Here is a 15117-nt window from a genome sequence, read left to right on the forward strand (position 1 = left end):
CCAGGGCGTTACTGGATCTTCGCCTGCTTGCTGAGGTTTTCCTCGAACGCCTGCAGCTTTTCCTGCTCGATCTGCTGGACGATCTGCGCGCGCACCTGGCTGAGCGGCGGCGGCGTGATCGGGCGGATGTCGTCGACGCGAATGATGTGCCAGCCGAACTGCGTGTGCACCGGCGTATCGGTCATCTGGCCTTTCTGGAGTTTTTCGGCCGCGGCCGCGAATTCCGGCACGTAGGCGCGCGGATCGGACCAGTCGAGGTCGCCGCCGTTCTTGGCCGAGCCCGGGTCCTGCGAATACTGCTTCGCGAGATCTTCGAAGCTCGCGCCGGCCTTGATCTTCGCGATCAGTTGCTGCGCCTGCTGCTCGCTGTTCACGAGGATGTGGTGCAGGTGGTATTCGTTGCCGCTCTGGGCCTTCGCGAGCTGCTCGTAGCGGGCCTGAATTTCGGCGTCGGTCGGCTGGTTCTCTTTCACGAATTCGTCGATCATCGCGCGCAGCACGACGGCCTGATCGGCGAGGGCGACCTGCGCCTGCACGTCGGGATGCGTCGGCACACCGCGGCGAATCGCTTCCTGCATCAGGATTTCGCGGTTCACGAGTTCCTGGCGCACGGCGGCCTCGAGCTGCGGCGTGTCCTGCTGGCCCTGCTGGACGAGCTGGGCGACGAGGGCATCGGCGCGGGACTTGGGGATCGGGGTGCCGTTCACGACGGCGATGTTCTGTGCGAAGGCGGGAGCGGCCACGAACGCAGCCAGCAGTACCCAGGGACGGGTTTTTTTCAGGGTCATCGAAAAGTCCTAAGGAGCGACTAAATAGGCTACCGATGCAGCGAGGCGGTTTCTTCTGGCGTCAAGGCCGTGATCGCGAGCGCGTGGATGCCGGACTGCATGGCTTCGGCCAGCGCATCATACACCATGCGATGGCGCGCCACGCGGCTCGCCCCGGCGAACGCCGGCGCCACGACGACGACGCTGTAATGGCCGCCCGAGGCGGCGCCGGCATGGCCGGCGTGCTGCGCGCTGTCGTCGCCGACCTCGATCGAAACGACGGGCGCGAGCGCCTCGGCGAGGCGCGCCTCGATGAGCGCGACGCGCGCGGCGGCATCGGCCGCGAGGAACGCCTGCGCGAACGCCCGGGACGGCGCGCCGGTCATTCTTCTTCCTTCATGTAGCGCGCGAGCCAGAGGCTCTGGCCGACGATGAACACGACGAGCAGGCCCGTCGCGCCGAACAGCTTGAAGTCGACCCACGCGTCGGTCGAGAAGTGGTAGGCGACGAACAGGTTGACGAAGCCGAGCAGCACGAAAAAGATCGCCCAGACCACGTTCAACTGCCCCCAGACGCGCTGCGGCAGCACGATCTGCTTGCCCATCATCGCCTCGATGAGGTTCTTGCCGAAGCCGAGCTGCGAGGCGATCAGCGCGACCGAGAACGCCCAGTAGAGCACGGTCGGCTTCCACTTGATGAAGGTTTCGTCGTGCAGCACGAGCGTCGCGCCGCCGAACACCGTGACGATGGCGAGGCTCACCCAGAGCATCGGGTCCACCTTGCGATGGCGGAACGCGACCCACGCGATCTGCACGAGCGTCGCGACGATCGCAACGGCCGTTGCGGTGAAGATGCCCCACAGCTTGAACGCGACGAAAAACAGGAGGATAGGGAACAGATCGAACAGAAATTTCATTATCGGCCTGGGGAGTCCGGAAAAAGGGGGGCGCGGCGGCCGCGCGGAACCACGCCGCGCCGGCCCCGCGCCTACTTGGGCTCGAATTGTAGCGCAGCCGAATTGATGCAGTACCGAAGTCCCGTGGGCGCCGGGCCGTCCTCGAAAACGTGCCCGAGATGGGCGCCGCAGTGCTTGCAGCGCACCTCGATGCGCAGCATGCCGTGCGAGCGGTCGGTCTTCTCCTCGATCACCTCGCCGTCGATGGGCCGGAAGTAGCTCGGCCAGCCGCAGCCGGCGTCGAACTTCGTGTCGGACTCGAAGAGCGGCGTGCCGCAGCAGACGCAGTCGTAGACGCCGCGCGCCCAGTGGTCCCAGTAGCGCCCGGCAAACGGACGCTCGGTCGCGGCGCGGCGCGTGACCTGGTATTCGACCTCGGAGAGCTGCGCGCGCCATTCGGCGTCGTCCTTGTGGGCGGGGTAGGTGTCGGCGTTGTGGTCGTCCTGGCTCATGGCGGGTCCTCGTTTTCTGCGGATGAATCCGGATGGGGCGATTCGGTGTGGGTTGGTACACGCGGGGACGGCGGCGCGTCCGTGCCGTGGCGCTCGCCGCTGCCACGGACGCATCGCGGGCGTATCAGGCCGGCGTCACGACGAGCAACTGACCTCCAGCGAACCGGCCCACTCGGGCGGCAACGCCGCGTAGGCCGCATGTTCGGGCTGCTCGTCGAACGGGCGGCGCAGGACGGCCGCGAGCCGCTCGAGCTCCGAAAAGTCCTTCTGCGCGGCACGCTCGATGGCGGTCTGGGCCAGATGGTTGCGCAGGACGTACTTCGGGTTCACGCGGTTCATCGCGACCGCGCGCGCCGCGTCGTCGCGCGTCTCGCGCGCAAGGCGCGCCCGGTAGTCGGCGACCCAGGCGTCGAACGCCGCGCGATCGACGAACAGGTCGCGCACCGGCGACTCGCCGCGCGGGTTGTCGTCCGACGCTTGCCTCGCGATCTGCGCAAGCCCGCGAAACGTCAGCGTAAAGTCGGCGCGATTCTCGTGCATGACCGCGAACAGCCGGTCGGCAAGCGCGTCGTCGCCGTCCAGCGCGTGCTCGAGGCCGAGCTTCTCGCGCATACGCGCTTCGAAGGCCGGCCCGAAGCGCGGCTTGAAGCGTTCGAGCACGTTCTGCGCGTCGGCGATCGCGCGCTCTTCACGGCCGGCGTCGTCGCGCTGCGCGCCGAAGAGCGGCAGCAACGCCTGCGCGAGGCAGAAGAGGTTCCACCACGCAATTTGCGGCTGCATCCGGTAAGCGTAGCGGCCCTGCGTGTCCGAGTGGTTGCAGATATGGTGCGCGTCGAAGCCGTCCATGAAGCCGAACGGGCCGTAGTCGATCGTCAGCCCGAGGATCGACATGTTGTCCGTGTTCATCACGCCGTGACAGAAGCCGACCGCCTGCCACTGCACGAGCAGCGCGGCCGTCGATTTCACGGCCTCGTCGAGCAGGGCCAGATAGGGGTCGTCGGCGTCGCGGCAATGCGGATGAAAACGGTCGATCACGTGATCGGCGAGCTGGCGCAGCGCGTCGATCCGGTCGCCCGCCTGGAAGTGCTCGAAATGTCCGAAGCGCACGAAGCTCGGCGCGACGCGCGTGACGACCGCGGCCGTCTCGAGCGTCTCGCGCCGCACGGGCGCTTCGGAACCCGTCACGCAGAGCGCGCGCGTGGTCGGAATGCCGAGGTGGTGCATGGCCTCGGAGCAGAGAAACTCGCGGATCGACGAGCGCAGCACCGCGCGACCGTCTCCCATGCGCGAGTACGGCGTGAGGCCCGAGCCCTTGAGCTGGAGCTCGTAGCGTCTGCCGTCGTGCTCGATCTCGCCGAGCCCGAGCGCGCGGCCGTCGCCGAGCTGGCCGGCCCATACGCCAAACTGGTGGCCGGAGTAGACGGACGCGTAAGGCAATTCGGACGCCGGCCGCTCGCGCGTGAGGTTGCCGGAGAAATACTCGGTAAATGCGGGATCGGACGCGATACCGGCATCGAAGCCGAGCAGGGCGGCCGTTGCCGCGGAAAAGCCGACGAGGTAGGGCGCGGGCAAAGGCTGGGCGGGCTGGCGCGTGACGAACGCGGCGCCGAGTTGCGCGAAGGCGCCGCTGCGCGGCGCGGCGATCGCGGCCGCTATTTCCGGTAATGTTCCCGGGGCTGGCGCTGGCGCCGCGCGAGGATCGGCGCGCGATTCGGTCAGGTCCGACGAAAACGGCATGTTGAGCACCTGTGGATTAATCGATATTGTAAATCCGTGTCCGCCGGGCTGCTGGCCAGCGGATGGGGCGCGAGCGGCGCGGTTGGGCGAACGGGCTGGGCAAACAGGGCGGAAAGACATGAACGGCACGAGCGGCATGAGGAAAGACGGCAGCGAGGTGCTGCTGGCCATCGACCTGCAGAACGATTTCATGCCGGGCGGCGCGCTGGCCGTGACGGCGGGCGACGAGGTCGTGCCCGTCGTGAACCGGCTCGCGGGCGCGTTCGCCCATGTCGTGCTGACCCAGGACTGGCATCCGGCCGCGCACGTCTCGTTCGCGGCCAACCATCCGGGACGGCAACCCTTCGAAACGCTGACGTTGCCCTACGGCGAGCAGGTGCTCTGGCCCGTCCATTGCGTGCAGGGCACCGAAGGCGCTGCGCTGCATCGCGGGCTCGACGTACCGCACGCGCGGGCGCTGATCCGCAAGGGGCATCACGCGGACGTCGACAGTTACTCCGCGTTCCTCGAAGCCGATCGCAAAACGCCGACCGGTCTTGCCGGCTATCTGCGCGAGACGGGCGTCACGCGCGTCTACTGCTGCGGGCTCGCAACCGATTATTGCGTGGCGTGGTCGGCGCTCGACGCGCGCGCGGCCGGTTTCGAGGTGCGGCTCGTCGAGGACGCCTCGCGCGCGATCGACCTGAACGGCTCGCTCGCGGCGGCCTGGGCGCAACTGCAGGCGGCGGGCGTGCAGCGGGTGCAGTCCGGCGACGTGCTGGGCCGGTAGTTTCTTCTGTGGTTTTTCGATCGATTTCCGCCCGACCGCGCCGGGCCGGACGACGAGGTATCCACGCGGTCCGGCGCCTTGCGCGAAGGGCCGCACGGGTATCATGGCGAAATCGCGGCCAGGCGGGCACGCCCGAAGCCTGCCCGATCGATTCGCTGCCAACCGGACTGGGAGAGACGACGTTGATTCGCCATATCGTGACATGGACGCTGAAGGAAACGGCCGAGGGCGCGACGCGCGCCGAAACCGCGGCGAAGCTCAAAATGCCGCTCGAAGGCTACCGCCATCTCGTGCCGGGCATCCTGCCTCCCGAAGCCGGCGTCGTCTCGACCTTCGACGTCGCGCTGGTCTCCGATTTTGCCGACAAGGCCAACAAGGCCGCGCTCGACGCGTATCGGGACCATCCTGACCATCGGACCGTCAAGCGTTTCGTGGGCGCCGTGGCCGAAACGCGCCAGTGCGTCGGCTCTCTCGCGTGAGCGCGGCCATGTCCGACACGCACGACAGCGCGGCCACGCCGCGGCTCATCATCGAAAGTCCGTTCATCGAACATCTCGGCGCGCAGCTCGTGAGCGCCGCGAACGGTGCGAGCGAGCTGGTGCTGTCGCTCGCGGAACGTCATCTGAACACCTGGGACGTCGTGCACGGCGGCGTGACGATGACGCTCGCCGACGTCGCGCTGGCCATGGCCGCGCGCAGCCTCGCCACCGACGGCGCGGGCGTCGTCACGGTCGAGATGAAGGTCAATTTCATGCAGCCCGGCCGGGGCGAGCTGCGCGCGAGCGGCCGCGTGCTGCATCGCTCGACGACCATGGCGTACTGCGAGGGCGAGATCCGCGACAGCGAAGGCCACTTCGTCGCGAAGGCACTCGGCACCTTCAAGTACCTGCGGCGGCTCGCGGTCGGCCGCGACGTCGCGAGCCAGCGCCGGCGCGGCGAACCTTCCGTCACGCAGGCCACGTCGGCTGCGCCCGGGTCCGGCGGCGACTGACGCGATCGCGATGGGGGTTGCAATGGAGGCGGCTCCGGTCTCCCGACGCGCCGACTCCCGCACGACGCTCAATCCGAAAATCGTCCAGATGCTCGACATGGCGGCGCGCGCCGACCGGCCGCCGTACATCTGCTGACGCCGGCCGGGGCGCGCGGCCGACGAAAAGAGCGCGCCGACTCCCGAAATCGAAATCGCGCGGACGCCGATGCCTTCGGTCGATTTCACCGCTCAGCGCGGGACGACCTCGAATGCTTCGCGACGCTCGAAATGGCCCGGACGCTCGATCCGGTGCGAGCCGTCGTCGTCGCTGCGCTCGATCACGTCGATCGCGAAACGCCGCGCGCCGCGCGCGCTCACGCGCAGCGCCGTCGTACTGCGCGTGCCGTATCCGGGCGTCTCGATGAACGCCGCCGACAGCGCGCGCTCCCGTTCGAGCGGAATGCCCGTCGCGGGCAGTTCGTCGTCGCACGCCGGTTGCGGGTCGCGCATCATCTCGACAAGCGTTTCAAGCGGGACGGCAGGGTCGTTCGCCAGTTCACGCGCGAGCGTCGCGCGTTTGCACACGAGCTTCGGCCAGGGCGTGTCGAGCACCGCGTTCGAAATGCCGTGCGTGCCCCCGGCCAGCAATTCGGGCGAGCCGGCGCGGTTGCCGCGATTGCTGCGGTTGCAATACCAGCCGAGTTCGCGGCGCGTCCAGTCGCCGACGAGCAGGTTGAAGCCGTTATAGCGGTCGCCGTCGCGCGCGACCCGGTGCAGATATTCGAGCGGCGTCGCGCCCGGTTCGCCGGCGAGCCAGTCGGACACGAGCGTGCCGCGCGTGGGCGCGTCGGCCCGCGTTTCGTCGGGCGCGCGGTAGTTGGTGAGCGCGGCGAAGCGGCCGTCGCGCGTGAGCCCGAGCCAGGTGCCGCCGCCCACGAGATCGCGGCCGGCGAGCAGCCCCGGCTCGTCCTTCCACCAGTGCAGGGGCTCGGCCTCGCGCCGGAAGAACTCGTCGCGGTTCGCGACGAGCGTGAAGAGCGGGCCGTCGGTCTCGCGGGGACGCCAGTCGAAGACGATCAGGCACATCGCCGGCGTTTCCCGGTCGACGCGGTACGCCGACGGTTTTCGTGCAGGACGGACGTTCGCGGCAGCAAGGCCCGGGCAAACATGAGGCTCGCGATACGCGGCCGCGTGAACGGCAAGGCCGCGATCCCGCCGGGGCGGTCGATGCAGGCAGGCCGTCCGGGCAAGGCTTCAGCCCTCGGCCGGCAGCGCGTACGGCAGCGGCAGGAACGTCAGCGCGGGGCCGTCCGCCGCGCCCAGATGCACCGTGCCCGTTTCGAGCGCCGCGAGCTTGATTTCGGCCAGCAGGTCGATGCCGCCGTCGGGCGCCGCCGCCGCGTTGACCACCATGCCGCACGGCTGGCCGGGATCGCCGGAATGGAATAGCTCGGCGCCGGGCCGCGCCGCCTCGGGCGGCGCGCTCACGCTCGCAAGCGACATGCGCCGCTTGATCGTGCCGCGATACTGGCTGCGCGCCACGACTTCCTGGCCCGGATAGCAGCCCTTGCGGAAGTTGACGCCGCCGACCACGTCGAAATTGACCATCTGCGGCACGAACTGCTCGGCCACGGGCTGCGTGATGCGCGGCACGCCCGCGCGCACGTCGAGCCAGTCCCAGACGGCCGGCGAGACGCGCGCAAGCGCGGGGCCGGCCGCCGCGAGCCGCGCCTCGACGGCCGCCTGCGGCCCGACCAGCAGATAGCGCGGCTGGCCGGCCGCGTCGGTCAGCCGGACCAGCGTGCCGGCCGGCCCGTCGACCTTGCCGTACTCGACGTCGGGCAGCGTATCGAAGGCGCCCGCCAGCGCGTCGCGCACGTCGCCCGCGAAACCGGCGACCACGAGCGCTTCATTCGCGGCGTCGCCCGCGTCGACGAGTTTCGCCTTCGCGCGCAGCACGAACATCGACAGCCGCTTCTGCGCGGCGGCCTGGACGTCCTTCGCGACGACGAGCCGGATCGTCCCGCCGCCGGTCTTCCAGATCAGAAGCGACGCGAGCAGCCGTCCTTTCGGCGAACAATAGCCGGCGAGCCGCGCGAGCGTCGCGTCGAGATGTTCGACGTCGTTGGTGAGCTGGCCGTGCAGGAAGCTGGCGGCATCGTCGCCCTGCACGTCGATCACGCCGAATTGGGGCAGCACCGCGCAGGCGCCGCCGTTCAGCACGGCGTCGAAATCGGCGGAGGACGGCCGCGCGGCGGGCTGCGCCGACGCGGGCGAAGCGTGGGCGGCCGGGCCGTGCGAGGCGGCGGAGGAGGCGGGATCGAGCGGGACGTTCATGGATTCGTGCAGGAAGTCAACTCTGACTTTGGCGCAGGCAAGCAAGTATTATATGGGGTCCACCCGAGTCACGTTTCGCATGTCCCTCCTGAAGAAATGTCTTGCCTTTTGCGTCGCGCTGGCCGTTCTGGCCGTGCTCGTCGCAGGCGCCGCCGCCTGGCGCTGGGCAAGCACTCCGGTCAGCCTCGCCACCCCGCAGCTCGACGTCACCATCGCGCCGCGCAGCAGCGTGCGCAGCGTCACCGTGCAGTTGAACCGCGCCGGCGTGCCGGTCCGGTCCGACCTGTTCGTGCTGATGACGCGCCTGCTCGGCCGGCAGAGCCTGCTCAAATCGGGCAACTACGAATTCAGGCAGGGCGTGACGCCCTACGAACTGCTGCAGAAAATGTCGCTCGGCGACGTCGACGAGTCAGTGGCGACGATCGTTGAGGGCTGGACGTTCCGCCGGATGCGCGCGGAACTCGACGCAAACCCGGCGCTGCGCCACGACACGGCCGGCATGAGCGACGCCGAGCTGCTCACGGCCATCGGCGCGCCGGCCGCGCCGCTCGACAACGGCGAGGGGCTGTTCTTCCCGGACACCTATCTGTTCGACAAGGGGACGAGCGATCTGGACATCTACCTGCGCGCCTACCGGCTCATGCAGACGCGGCTGGCCGCGGCCTGGGCCGCGCGCGAGCCGGGGCTGCCGCTCGCGACGCCCTACGAGGCGCTCACGCTCGCCTCACTGGTCGAGAAGGAGACGGGCAAGGCCGGCGACCGGCCGCTCGTCGCCGCCGTGTTCGCGAACCGGCTGCGCGCCGGCATGCCGCTGCAGACCGATCCGGCCGTCATCTACGGGCTCGGCGACCGCTATGCGGGCCGGCTGCACCGACAGGATCTGCATAGCAACACGCCTTACAACACTTACCTGCGTCCGGGCCTGCCGCCGACGCCGATCGCACTGCCCGGCGATGCGTCGCTGCAGGCCGCGCTGAACCCGGCGGCCACGACCGCGCTGTATTTCGTGGCGCGCGGCGACGGCAGCAGCGTTTTTTCCGACACGCTCGACGAACACAACAAGGCCGTCGACAAATACATCCGGGGGCAATGATGGCGCAGGGCAAGTTCATCACGTTCGAAGGCATCGACGGCGCGGGCAAGACCACGCATCTCGCGTGGTTTCGCGACCGGCTGGAGAAGAAGGTCGCGCCGACGGGCCATGCCGTCGTCATGACGCGCGAGCCCGGCGGCACGCCGCTCGGCGAGGCGCTGCGCGAACTGCTGTTGCACGACGCGATGGACCTCGAGACCGAGGCGCTGCTGATGTTCGCCGCGCGCCGCGAGCATCTGGCCCGCGTGATCGAGCCCGCGCTCGCGCGCGGCGACTGGGTGCTTTCGGACCGGTTCACCGACGCGACGTTCGCCTACCAGGGCGGCGGCCGCGGGCTGCCGCGCGACAAGCTGGAGGCGCTGGAGCGCTGGGTGCAGGGCGGTTTCCAGCCCGATCTGACCGTGCTGTTCGACATCCCGCCCGACACGGCGAGCGCGCGGCGCAGTGCGGCGCGCGAGCCCGACCGCTTCGAAAGCGAGACCGATGCGTTCTTCACGCGCACCCGCGCGGAATACCTGCGGCGAGCCGAAGAGGCTCCGTACCGGTTCGCGATCGTCGACTCGACGCAGAGCATCGACGACATTCGGGTAAAGCTTGAGAATGTGATCTCAAGGCTTTGATTATTAATCCATATTAATGATTTTGATATCGGTCCAAAAATTCATGCAAAACCTCAATAACATTCGTTAAATTATTGATTTATAAAATGATCTATCCGTGGCAAACCGACGACTGGACGCGCCTGCAGCAACTGCGCGGGCATTGGCCCCACGCGCTGCTGCTGCACGGCCAGGCCGGCATCGGCAAGCTGCATTTCGCCCGGCACCTGGCGCAGGGGCTGCTCTGCGAGACGCCCCAGCCGAACGGCGAGCCGTGCGGCACCTGCCCGGCCTGCCGCTGGTTCTCGCAGGGCAATCATCCCGACTACCGCATCGTCGTGCCGGAGGCGCTGGCCGCCGAAGCAGGCCAGGGCGCGGGCGGCGACGAGCCGGCCGGCAAGGCCGCGGAGGCCGACGGCGACGAGGGCGGCAAGAAAGGCCGGGCGCCGAGCCGGGAAATCCGCATCGAGCAGGTGCGCTCGCTGCTCGATTTCAGCGGCGTCGGCTCGCATCGCGGCGGCATGCGCGTCGTCGTGCTGTATCCGGCCGAGGCGCTCAACGTCGCGGCGGCCAACGCGCTGCTGAAGACGCTCGAGGAACCGCCCGCCGGCGTCGTGTTCCTGCTCGTGTCGGCCCGTATCGACCGGCTGCTGCCGACCATCGTCAGCCGCTGCCGCCAGTGGCCGATGGGCTCGCCCTCGCCGCAGGCCGCCGAGGCCTGGCTGGTCGCGCAAGGCGTCGACGAGGCAGCGGCGCTGCTCGCCGAGGCCGGCGGCGCGCCGCTGGCCGCCCGTGCGCTCGCGCAGGACGAGAGCCGCGTGCTGCGCGACTGGACGCTCGGACAACTGGCGGCCGGCGCCGGCTGCGACGCGTTCGCCTGCGGCGAGGCGCTGCAAAAGCTGCCGGTGCCGCTCGTGCTCGGCTGGTTGCAGCGCTGGCTTTACGATCTGCTGGCCGAGCGCGCGGCCGGGCGGCCGCGCTATTTCCCGCACGCGGGCGCCTCGCTCGCGCGCTGCGCGCAACGGCTCGATCCGGCCGCGCTCGCAACCTTCATGCGGACCGTCACACGCCAGCGCGCCGTCGAAAACCATCCGCTCAACGCGCGGCTCGTTTTCGAGGCGCTGTTTCTCGGCTATCGTGAGCTGTTCGACTGACGCGCCCGGGCTCACGCCGATTTACGCCGACCCGCCCGCTTTTCCGGCCTGCCGCCTTCCGAAATCCGCCTCATTTTCCCGCACGCCATGAGCCTTGCCTTCCGCGACGCCACGCTCGACGACTTGCCCGCGATCGTCGAGATCTATAACGCCACGGTGCCGTCCCGGCAGGTGACGGCGGACCTCGAGCCCGTCAGCGTCGAGAGCCGTCTGCCGTGGTTTCGCGCGCACGGCCCGGACACGCGGCCGCTCTGGGTCGTCGAGGAGGCGGGGCGCGTCGTCGCCTGGCTGAGCTTTTCGGACTTCTACGGCCGCCCGGCCTACCGGCACACGGCCGAAGTCAGCATCTATCTGGCCGAGGCCGCGCGCGGCAAGGGGCTGGGGCGGCAACTGCTCGCCGCGGCGCTCGAGGCGGCGCCGCGCCTTCGCATCGACACGGTGCTCGGCTTCGTCTTCGGTCACAATGAGCCGAGCCTGCGGCTCTTTCGCCGCTTCGGCTTCGAGCCGTGGGGAACGCTGCCGCGCGTCGCGGTGCTCGACGGCGTGGAGCGCGATCTCGTGATTCTCGGCAAGCGCATGGCCGGCGCCGGACCCGCCTGAGCGGCCCCGCAGTTTCGCGCGCCCCTCGCGCCGGCCCGTTTCGTCATCAGCACTCGTTGCAGGATTTGTCCATGTTCGTCGACTCGCATTGCCACATCAACTTCGAAGGCCTCGCCGAGCGCCTGCCGCAGGTGCTCGAAAACATGCGCGAGCACGCCGTCACGCACGCGCTATGCGTGTCGGTCGATCTCGAAACGCTGCCGGCCGTGCTGGCCGTCGCCGAGGCCTGGGAGAACGTTTACGCGTCGGTCGGCGTGCATCCGGACCACGAGGACGCGAAGGAACCCAGCGTCGCCGAGCTCGTCGAGCTGGCCCGGCACCCGAAGGTCGTGGCGATCGGCGAAACGGGGCTCGATTACTACCGGCTGGGCGAGCGGACGATCGCCGACATGGAATGGCAGCGCGAGCGCTTCCGCACACACATCCGCGCCGCGCACGCGAGCGGCAAGCCGCTCATCATCCATACGCGCGCGTCGGCCGACGACACGCTGCGCATCATGGAAGAGGAGCGCGCCGGCGTGCCGGGCGGCGTGATGCACTGCTTCACCGAGCCCTGGCCCGTCGCCGAGCGGGCGCTCGCGCAGAATTTCCACATCTCGCTTTCGGGCATCGTCACGTTCAAGAGCGCGGCCGACGTGCAGGACGTCTCGCGCCGCGTGCCGCTCGCGCGGCTGCTGATCGAAACCGACTCGCCTTATCTCGCGCCCGTGCCTTATCGGGGCAAACCCAATGAACCTGCTTACGTCAGCCATGTCGGAAGATTCATTGCGCAGCAGCGCGGGCTGTCGGACACCGAGCTCGGCGATGCGACCACGCGGAATTTTTTCCGGTTGTTCCGGATTCCGGGCGCCGCGGCAGCCTAGTCTTTCTGCTTGCAATACTCAATATTATCAATAACATATTTGAATATTTTAAGGTAAAAAATGAGTTCAATTCCGGCATTCGGCATCGTTTTCCCGACTCGTTTCGCTTCTCCGCTGCGCCGCGCGCTCGCCGTGGCCGCGACGCTGGCCTGCGCCGCCGGCGCGCTGCTGGGGGCCGCGCCGGCCCACGCCGCGTCGCTCGATTCCTATGTGAAGGCCGTCACGTTCGACGACGATTCGGCCGTCCGCAAGGATCTCGCGGCCGGCATGGATCCGAACGCGGTCGACGAGCACGGCACGCCGGTGCTCGTGCTGGCCGCGCGCGACAAGTCGGACAAGGTCGCGGCGCTCCTGATCGCCGATCCGAAGATCAACCTCGAAGCCGGGGACAGCGCCGGCGAGACCGCGCTGATGTTCGCCGCGCTGAACGGCGACCTCACGCTTGCCCAGCTCCTCGTGGACAAGGGCGCCGAGGTGAACCGCAAGGGCTGGACGCCGCTGCACTACGCGGCGACGAACGGCCACGACGACGTGGCCCGCCTGCTGATCGACCATTCGGCCTACGTCGACGCGGGCTCGCCGAACGGCACGACCCCGCTGATGATGGCCGCGCGCGGCGACCACCTCTCGACCATCAGGCTGCTGCTCGACCACGGCGCGGACCTGAACGCGAAGAACCAGATCGGCCTGACGGCGCTCGATTTCGCGAAGCAGTACAAGGCGCCCGACGCGATCAAGGACCTCACTGCGCGCACGCAGCAGGCGCCGGCCGGAACGGAGGCGCAGTAAAACCGTGCAAAATGGCGGGACGACATTTCATGCGGCGCGCCGCGGCCCGGCCCGCGCGCCTCGCGCCCGGGCGTCCGCCCGGCCGCGCGCATCCATTCGTATCGAACAAGGGAAATCCATGCTGCGGATTCTGCTCGGCGTCGGCGTGCTCGCGCTGCCGCTCTCGGCCGCCGCGTTTACGGCGAGCGACCTCAACCGGATGTGCGCGAGGACGGACATCGCCTCGCGCAGCGCCTGCGCGGCCTACATCGAGGGCGCGGCCGACGGCGTGTTCAACACGATCGACGCGATCGGCGGCACGACGGGCCCGCTCGTCGGCCAGTATTTCTGCCTGCCGCCCGACGTGCGCTCGGCCCAACTGACCGACGCGGTACGCAAGTACATCGCCGACAACCCGAACATCGCCGGCTACAACGCGAGCACGGCCGTGTCGCTGGGGCTCGGCAAGGCGTATCCCTGTCGCGACGGCAGCTAGTCCCGGCCTCCCGGCCGGACGTGACCGGAGGCGGCCAGCGCCACCGGTCGTATCCGGCCGCCGCATCCCGTTCCGGCCCGGCCCGCGCGCGGCGCGCCGGAGCCGGTCGAACGGACGCCGTCGCGGACACTCCGCCCGCGACGCCTCACGAGGAGCAGGCTGCCGATGTTGACCGCCGACGATCTCGCCCGCTTCACCGACGCACCGCTTCATAGCTGGCCGGGCGTTTTCATCGCCACGGCCGTCGCGCTCGTCTTCGCGCTGGGCGTGCACCGCGTCGGCAGCCGGATCGTGCGACGCGTCGCGCGACCCTATCCGCTCATCAGCGTATTCGTGCGCAACGTCGAGCGGCCCGCGCTGGCCGTGCTCGTCGTTCTTGCGCTCGAAATCGTCTGGTGGGAGGCGCCCGACACGCTGCGCTTCGTCGCGAGCCTGCGCGACCTGACCGCGTTCGCGCTGATCGCGGCCATCACCTGGCTTTCCGTGCGCTGCGCGGCGGCCATCGGCGAGGCGATCATCGCCGCCCATCCGCTCGACATCGCCGACAACCTCCAGGCCCGCAGCATTCATACGCAGGCGCGCGTGCTGGCGCGCTCGGTGATGGTCGTGATCGTCATCGTCGGCCTCGGCGCCGCGCTGATGACCTTTCCGGACGTGCGCCAGTTCGGCGCGAGCCTGCTTGCGTCGGCGGGCGTGGCCGGCCTCGTCGCCGGGATCGCGGCACGCCCCGTGCTCGGCAATCTGATTGCCGGGCTGCAGATCGCGCTGTCGCAGCCGATCCGGCTCGACGACGTGGTCGTGATCGAGGGGGAGTGGGGCCGCATCGAGGAAATTACCGGTACTTACGTCTCGGTGCGGATCTGGGACCAGCGGCGGCTGATCGTGCCGTTGCAGTGGTTCATCGAGAATCCGTTCGCCAACTGGACCCGCAGCAACTCGCAGATCATCGGCACGGTGTTTCTGTGGGTGGACTACCGGATGCCGCTCGAACCGCTGCGCGAGGAGCTCGCGCGCGCCGTCGGGCAGGCGCCCGAGTGGGACGGGCGCGTGCAGGTGCTGCAGGTGACCGACATGAGCGAGCACGCGATGCAGCTACGCGCGCTGGTCAGCTCGCAGGACTCGGGGTTGAACTGGGACCTGCGTTGCCGCGTGCGCGAGGCGCTGCTCGACTTCATGAACCTGCGGTATCCGCAATTCCTGCCGCGCGCGCGGGCGGAGATTTCGACCGGGATCGAACCCAGCGCCGGCGAGCTGCCGGGCTGGCGGCGCGGTACTCATCCGCCGGCCGCGTCGAGCACAGCGGCCGATACCGAGGCCGATCCGGTGGCGGGCCGCGGGTTGCATGCGACGACGGTGCAGTCGCCTCAACCGCATCAATCGGCACCGTCGGCGGAGTCGGTTCGGTCGGCCGATTCCGCGCCGGACGCTGCCGAACGCGACAACCGCGACAACCGCGACGGACAGGGCGTCGAGGCGGCCGAACGGGCGCCGCGCGCCGGGTTCGAATCGAACTGACGAGGGGCGCTCGGACAGGAGAGCGCTCGACAGGAGGACATA

General features: G+C 69.2%; 19 protein-coding genes. 12 read left to right on the top strand and 7 right to left on the bottom strand.

Annotated features, from left to right (window positions below):
* Window positions 1-8 precede the first annotated feature (8 nt).
* The 5 genes from CY652_RS04860 to CY652_RS04880 form a co-directional block, all read right to left on the bottom strand.
* Window positions 9-788 carry a peptidylprolyl isomerase gene (locus tag CY652_RS04860; protein WP_102129569.1) on the bottom strand — a complete coding sequence of 260 codons (780 nt, stop codon included), beginning with the start codon at window positions 786-788 and terminating at the stop codon, window positions 9-11.
* 29 nt (window positions 789-817) lie between these two features.
* A complete protein-coding gene (locus CY652_RS04865) occupies window positions 818-1153 on the bottom strand; it encodes a BolA family protein (protein ID WP_102129570.1) in 336 nt (111 codons plus the stop codon).
* A complete protein-coding gene (locus tag CY652_RS04870; RefSeq protein WP_102129571.1) occupies window positions 1150-1683 on the bottom strand; it encodes a septation protein A in 534 nt (177 codons plus the stop codon). Before CY652_RS04870 ends, CY652_RS04865 begins: the two co-directional genes overlap by 4 nt.
* A 71-nt stretch (window positions 1684-1754) precedes the next feature.
* Window positions 1755-2174, bottom strand: coding sequence for a peptide-methionine (R)-S-oxide reductase MsrB (msrB, locus tag CY652_RS04875; RefSeq protein WP_102129572.1), 420 nt, complete (start codon window positions 2172-2174; stop codon window positions 1755-1757).
* A 135-nt stretch (window positions 2175-2309) separates the two neighbouring features.
* Entirely contained in the window at window positions 2310-3911 is a 1602-nt protein-coding gene (locus tag CY652_RS04880; RefSeq protein ID WP_258002192.1) for a protein adenylyltransferase SelO, read from the bottom strand.
* Window positions 3912-4029: 118 nt separating this feature from the next.
* Here CY652_RS04880 and pncA point away from each other — a divergent pair, with 118 nt between their 5' ends.
* From pncA to CY652_RS24745, 4 genes are all read left to right on the top strand, one after another.
* Window positions 4030-4680, top strand: coding sequence for a bifunctional nicotinamidase/pyrazinamidase (pncA, locus tag CY652_RS04885; protein ID WP_180970411.1), 651 nt, complete (start codon window positions 4030-4032; stop codon window positions 4678-4680).
* A 182-nt stretch (window positions 4681-4862) separates the two neighbouring features.
* Entirely contained in the window at window positions 4863-5159 is a 297-nt protein-coding gene (locus CY652_RS04890; protein ID WP_102129574.1) for a Dabb family protein, read from the top strand.
* Between the two features lie 8 nt (window positions 5160-5167).
* Window positions 5168-5671 (top strand): PaaI family thioesterase, encoded by a 504-nt coding sequence (locus CY652_RS04895; RefSeq protein ID WP_102129634.1) that lies wholly within the window; start codon window positions 5168-5170, stop codon window positions 5669-5671.
* A gap of 10 nt (window positions 5672-5681) precedes the next feature.
* Window positions 5682-5807: a hypothetical protein gene (locus tag CY652_RS24745; RefSeq protein WP_258002194.1), complete on the top strand. Its 126-nt coding sequence runs from the start codon at window positions 5682-5684 to the stop codon at window positions 5805-5807.
* A 92-nt stretch (window positions 5808-5899) separates the two neighbouring features.
* Here CY652_RS24745 and CY652_RS04900 read toward each other — a convergent pair whose 3' ends face one another.
* Together CY652_RS04900 and ygfZ are read right to left on the bottom strand one after the other, a co-directional pair.
* Window positions 5900-6736, bottom strand: a complete 837-nt coding sequence (locus CY652_RS04900) for an NRDE family protein (protein ID WP_102129575.1) — start codon at window positions 6734-6736, stop codon at window positions 5900-5902.
* A gap of 168 nt (window positions 6737-6904) precedes the next feature.
* A complete protein-coding gene (ygfZ, locus tag CY652_RS04905; RefSeq protein ID WP_102129576.1) occupies window positions 6905-7987 on the bottom strand; it encodes a CAF17-like 4Fe-4S cluster assembly/insertion protein YgfZ in 1083 nt (360 codons plus the stop codon).
* A gap of 79 nt (window positions 7988-8066) precedes the next feature.
* On the opposite strand from ygfZ, the gene mltG reads away from it, so the two are divergent.
* From mltG to CY652_RS04945, 8 genes are all read left to right on the top strand, one after another.
* Window positions 8067-9080, top strand: a complete 1014-nt coding sequence (gene mltG, locus CY652_RS04910; RefSeq protein ID WP_102129577.1) for an endolytic transglycosylase MltG — start codon at window positions 8067-8069, stop codon at window positions 9078-9080.
* Window positions 9080-9700, top strand: coding sequence for a dTMP kinase (tmk, locus tag CY652_RS04915; protein ID WP_102129578.1), 621 nt, complete (start codon window positions 9080-9082; stop codon window positions 9698-9700). The genes mltG and tmk overlap by 1 nt, the downstream gene beginning before the upstream one ends.
* 86 nt (window positions 9701-9786) lie before the next feature.
* Window positions 9787-10833 carry a DNA polymerase III subunit delta' gene (locus CY652_RS04920; RefSeq protein WP_102129579.1) on the top strand — a complete coding sequence of 349 codons (1047 nt, stop codon included), beginning with the start codon at window positions 9787-9789 and terminating at the stop codon, window positions 10831-10833.
* An 87-nt stretch (window positions 10834-10920) separates the two neighbouring features.
* Entirely contained in the window at window positions 10921-11433 is a 513-nt protein-coding gene (locus CY652_RS04925; protein ID WP_102129580.1) for a GNAT family N-acetyltransferase, read from the top strand.
* Between the two features lie 71 nt (window positions 11434-11504).
* Window positions 11505-12296, top strand: a complete 792-nt coding sequence (locus CY652_RS04930; RefSeq protein WP_102129581.1) for a TatD family hydrolase — start codon at window positions 11505-11507, stop codon at window positions 12294-12296.
* A 60-nt stretch (window positions 12297-12356) separates the two neighbouring features.
* Window positions 12357-13085: an ankyrin repeat domain-containing protein gene (locus tag CY652_RS04935; RefSeq protein ID WP_102129582.1), complete on the top strand. Its 729-nt coding sequence runs from the start codon at window positions 12357-12359 to the stop codon at window positions 13083-13085.
* A gap of 118 nt (window positions 13086-13203) precedes the next feature.
* Entirely contained in the window at window positions 13204-13560 is a 357-nt protein-coding gene (locus CY652_RS04940; protein WP_102129583.1) for a Rap1a/Tai family immunity protein, read from the top strand.
* Between the two features lie 165 nt (window positions 13561-13725).
* On the top strand, window positions 13726-15075 hold the full coding sequence (locus CY652_RS04945) for a mechanosensitive ion channel family protein (protein ID WP_102129584.1): 1350 nt from the start codon (window positions 13726-13728) through the stop codon (window positions 15073-15075).
* The last annotated feature ends 42 nt before the right edge of the window (window positions 15076-15117 follow it).

Source organism: Burkholderia sp. WAC0059, assembly GCF_002870125.1.
Lineage (GTDB): Bacteria > Pseudomonadota > Gammaproteobacteria > Burkholderiales > Burkholderiaceae > Paraburkholderia.

Excerpts from the sequence above, each read along its gene's own strand:
- CY652_RS04895 (WP_102129634.1), top strand. The coding sequence starts at position 5,168 with ATGTCCGACACGCACGACAGCGCGGCCACGCCGCGGCTCATCATCGAA.
- CY652_RS04860 (WP_102129569.1), bottom strand. The coding sequence starts at position 788 with ATGACCCTGAAAAAAACCCGTCCCTGGGTACTGCTGGCTGCGTTCGTG.
- tmk (WP_102129578.1), top strand. The coding sequence starts at position 9,080 with ATGGCGCAGGGCAAGTTCATCACGTTCGAAGGCATCGACGGCGCGGGC.
- pncA (WP_180970411.1), top strand. The coding sequence starts at position 4,030 with ATGAACGGCACGAGCGGCATGAGGAAAGACGGCAGCGAGGTGCTGCTG.
- mltG (WP_102129577.1), top strand. The coding sequence starts at position 8,067 with ATGTCCCTCCTGAAGAAATGTCTTGCCTTTTGCGTCGCGCTGGCCGTT.
- CY652_RS04900 (WP_102129575.1), bottom strand. The coding sequence starts at position 6,736 with ATGTGCCTGATCGTCTTCGACTGGCGTCCCCGCGAGACCGACGGCCCG.
- CY652_RS04925 (WP_102129580.1), top strand. The coding sequence starts at position 10,921 with ATGAGCCTTGCCTTCCGCGACGCCACGCTCGACGACTTGCCCGCGATC.
- CY652_RS04930 (WP_102129581.1), top strand. The coding sequence starts at position 11,505 with ATGTTCGTCGACTCGCATTGCCACATCAACTTCGAAGGCCTCGCCGAG.
- CY652_RS04865 (WP_102129570.1), bottom strand. The coding sequence starts at position 1,153 with ATGACCGGCGCGCCGTCCCGGGCGTTCGCGCAGGCGTTCCTCGCGGCC.
- CY652_RS04935 (WP_102129582.1), top strand. The coding sequence starts at position 12,357 with ATGAGTTCAATTCCGGCATTCGGCATCGTTTTCCCGACTCGTTTCGCT.
- CY652_RS04940 (WP_102129583.1), top strand. The coding sequence starts at position 13,204 with ATGCTGCGGATTCTGCTCGGCGTCGGCGTGCTCGCGCTGCCGCTCTCG.
- CY652_RS04945 (WP_102129584.1), top strand. The coding sequence starts at position 13,726 with ATGTTGACCGCCGACGATCTCGCCCGCTTCACCGACGCACCGCTTCAT.
- CY652_RS24745 (WP_258002194.1), top strand. The coding sequence starts at position 5,682 with ATGGGGGTTGCAATGGAGGCGGCTCCGGTCTCCCGACGCGCCGACTCC.
- CY652_RS04870 (WP_102129571.1), bottom strand. The coding sequence starts at position 1,683 with ATGAAATTTCTGTTCGATCTGTTCCCTATCCTCCTGTTTTTCGTCGCG.
- msrB (WP_102129572.1), bottom strand. The coding sequence starts at position 2,174 with ATGAGCCAGGACGACCACAACGCCGACACCTACCCCGCCCACAAGGAC.
- CY652_RS04920 (WP_102129579.1), top strand. The coding sequence starts at position 9,787 with ATGATCTATCCGTGGCAAACCGACGACTGGACGCGCCTGCAGCAACTG.
- ygfZ (WP_102129576.1), bottom strand. The coding sequence starts at position 7,987 with ATGAACGTCCCGCTCGATCCCGCCTCCTCCGCCGCCTCGCACGGCCCG.
- CY652_RS04880 (WP_258002192.1), bottom strand. The coding sequence starts at position 3,911 with ATGCCGTTTTCGTCGGACCTGACCGAATCGCGCGCCGATCCTCGCGCG.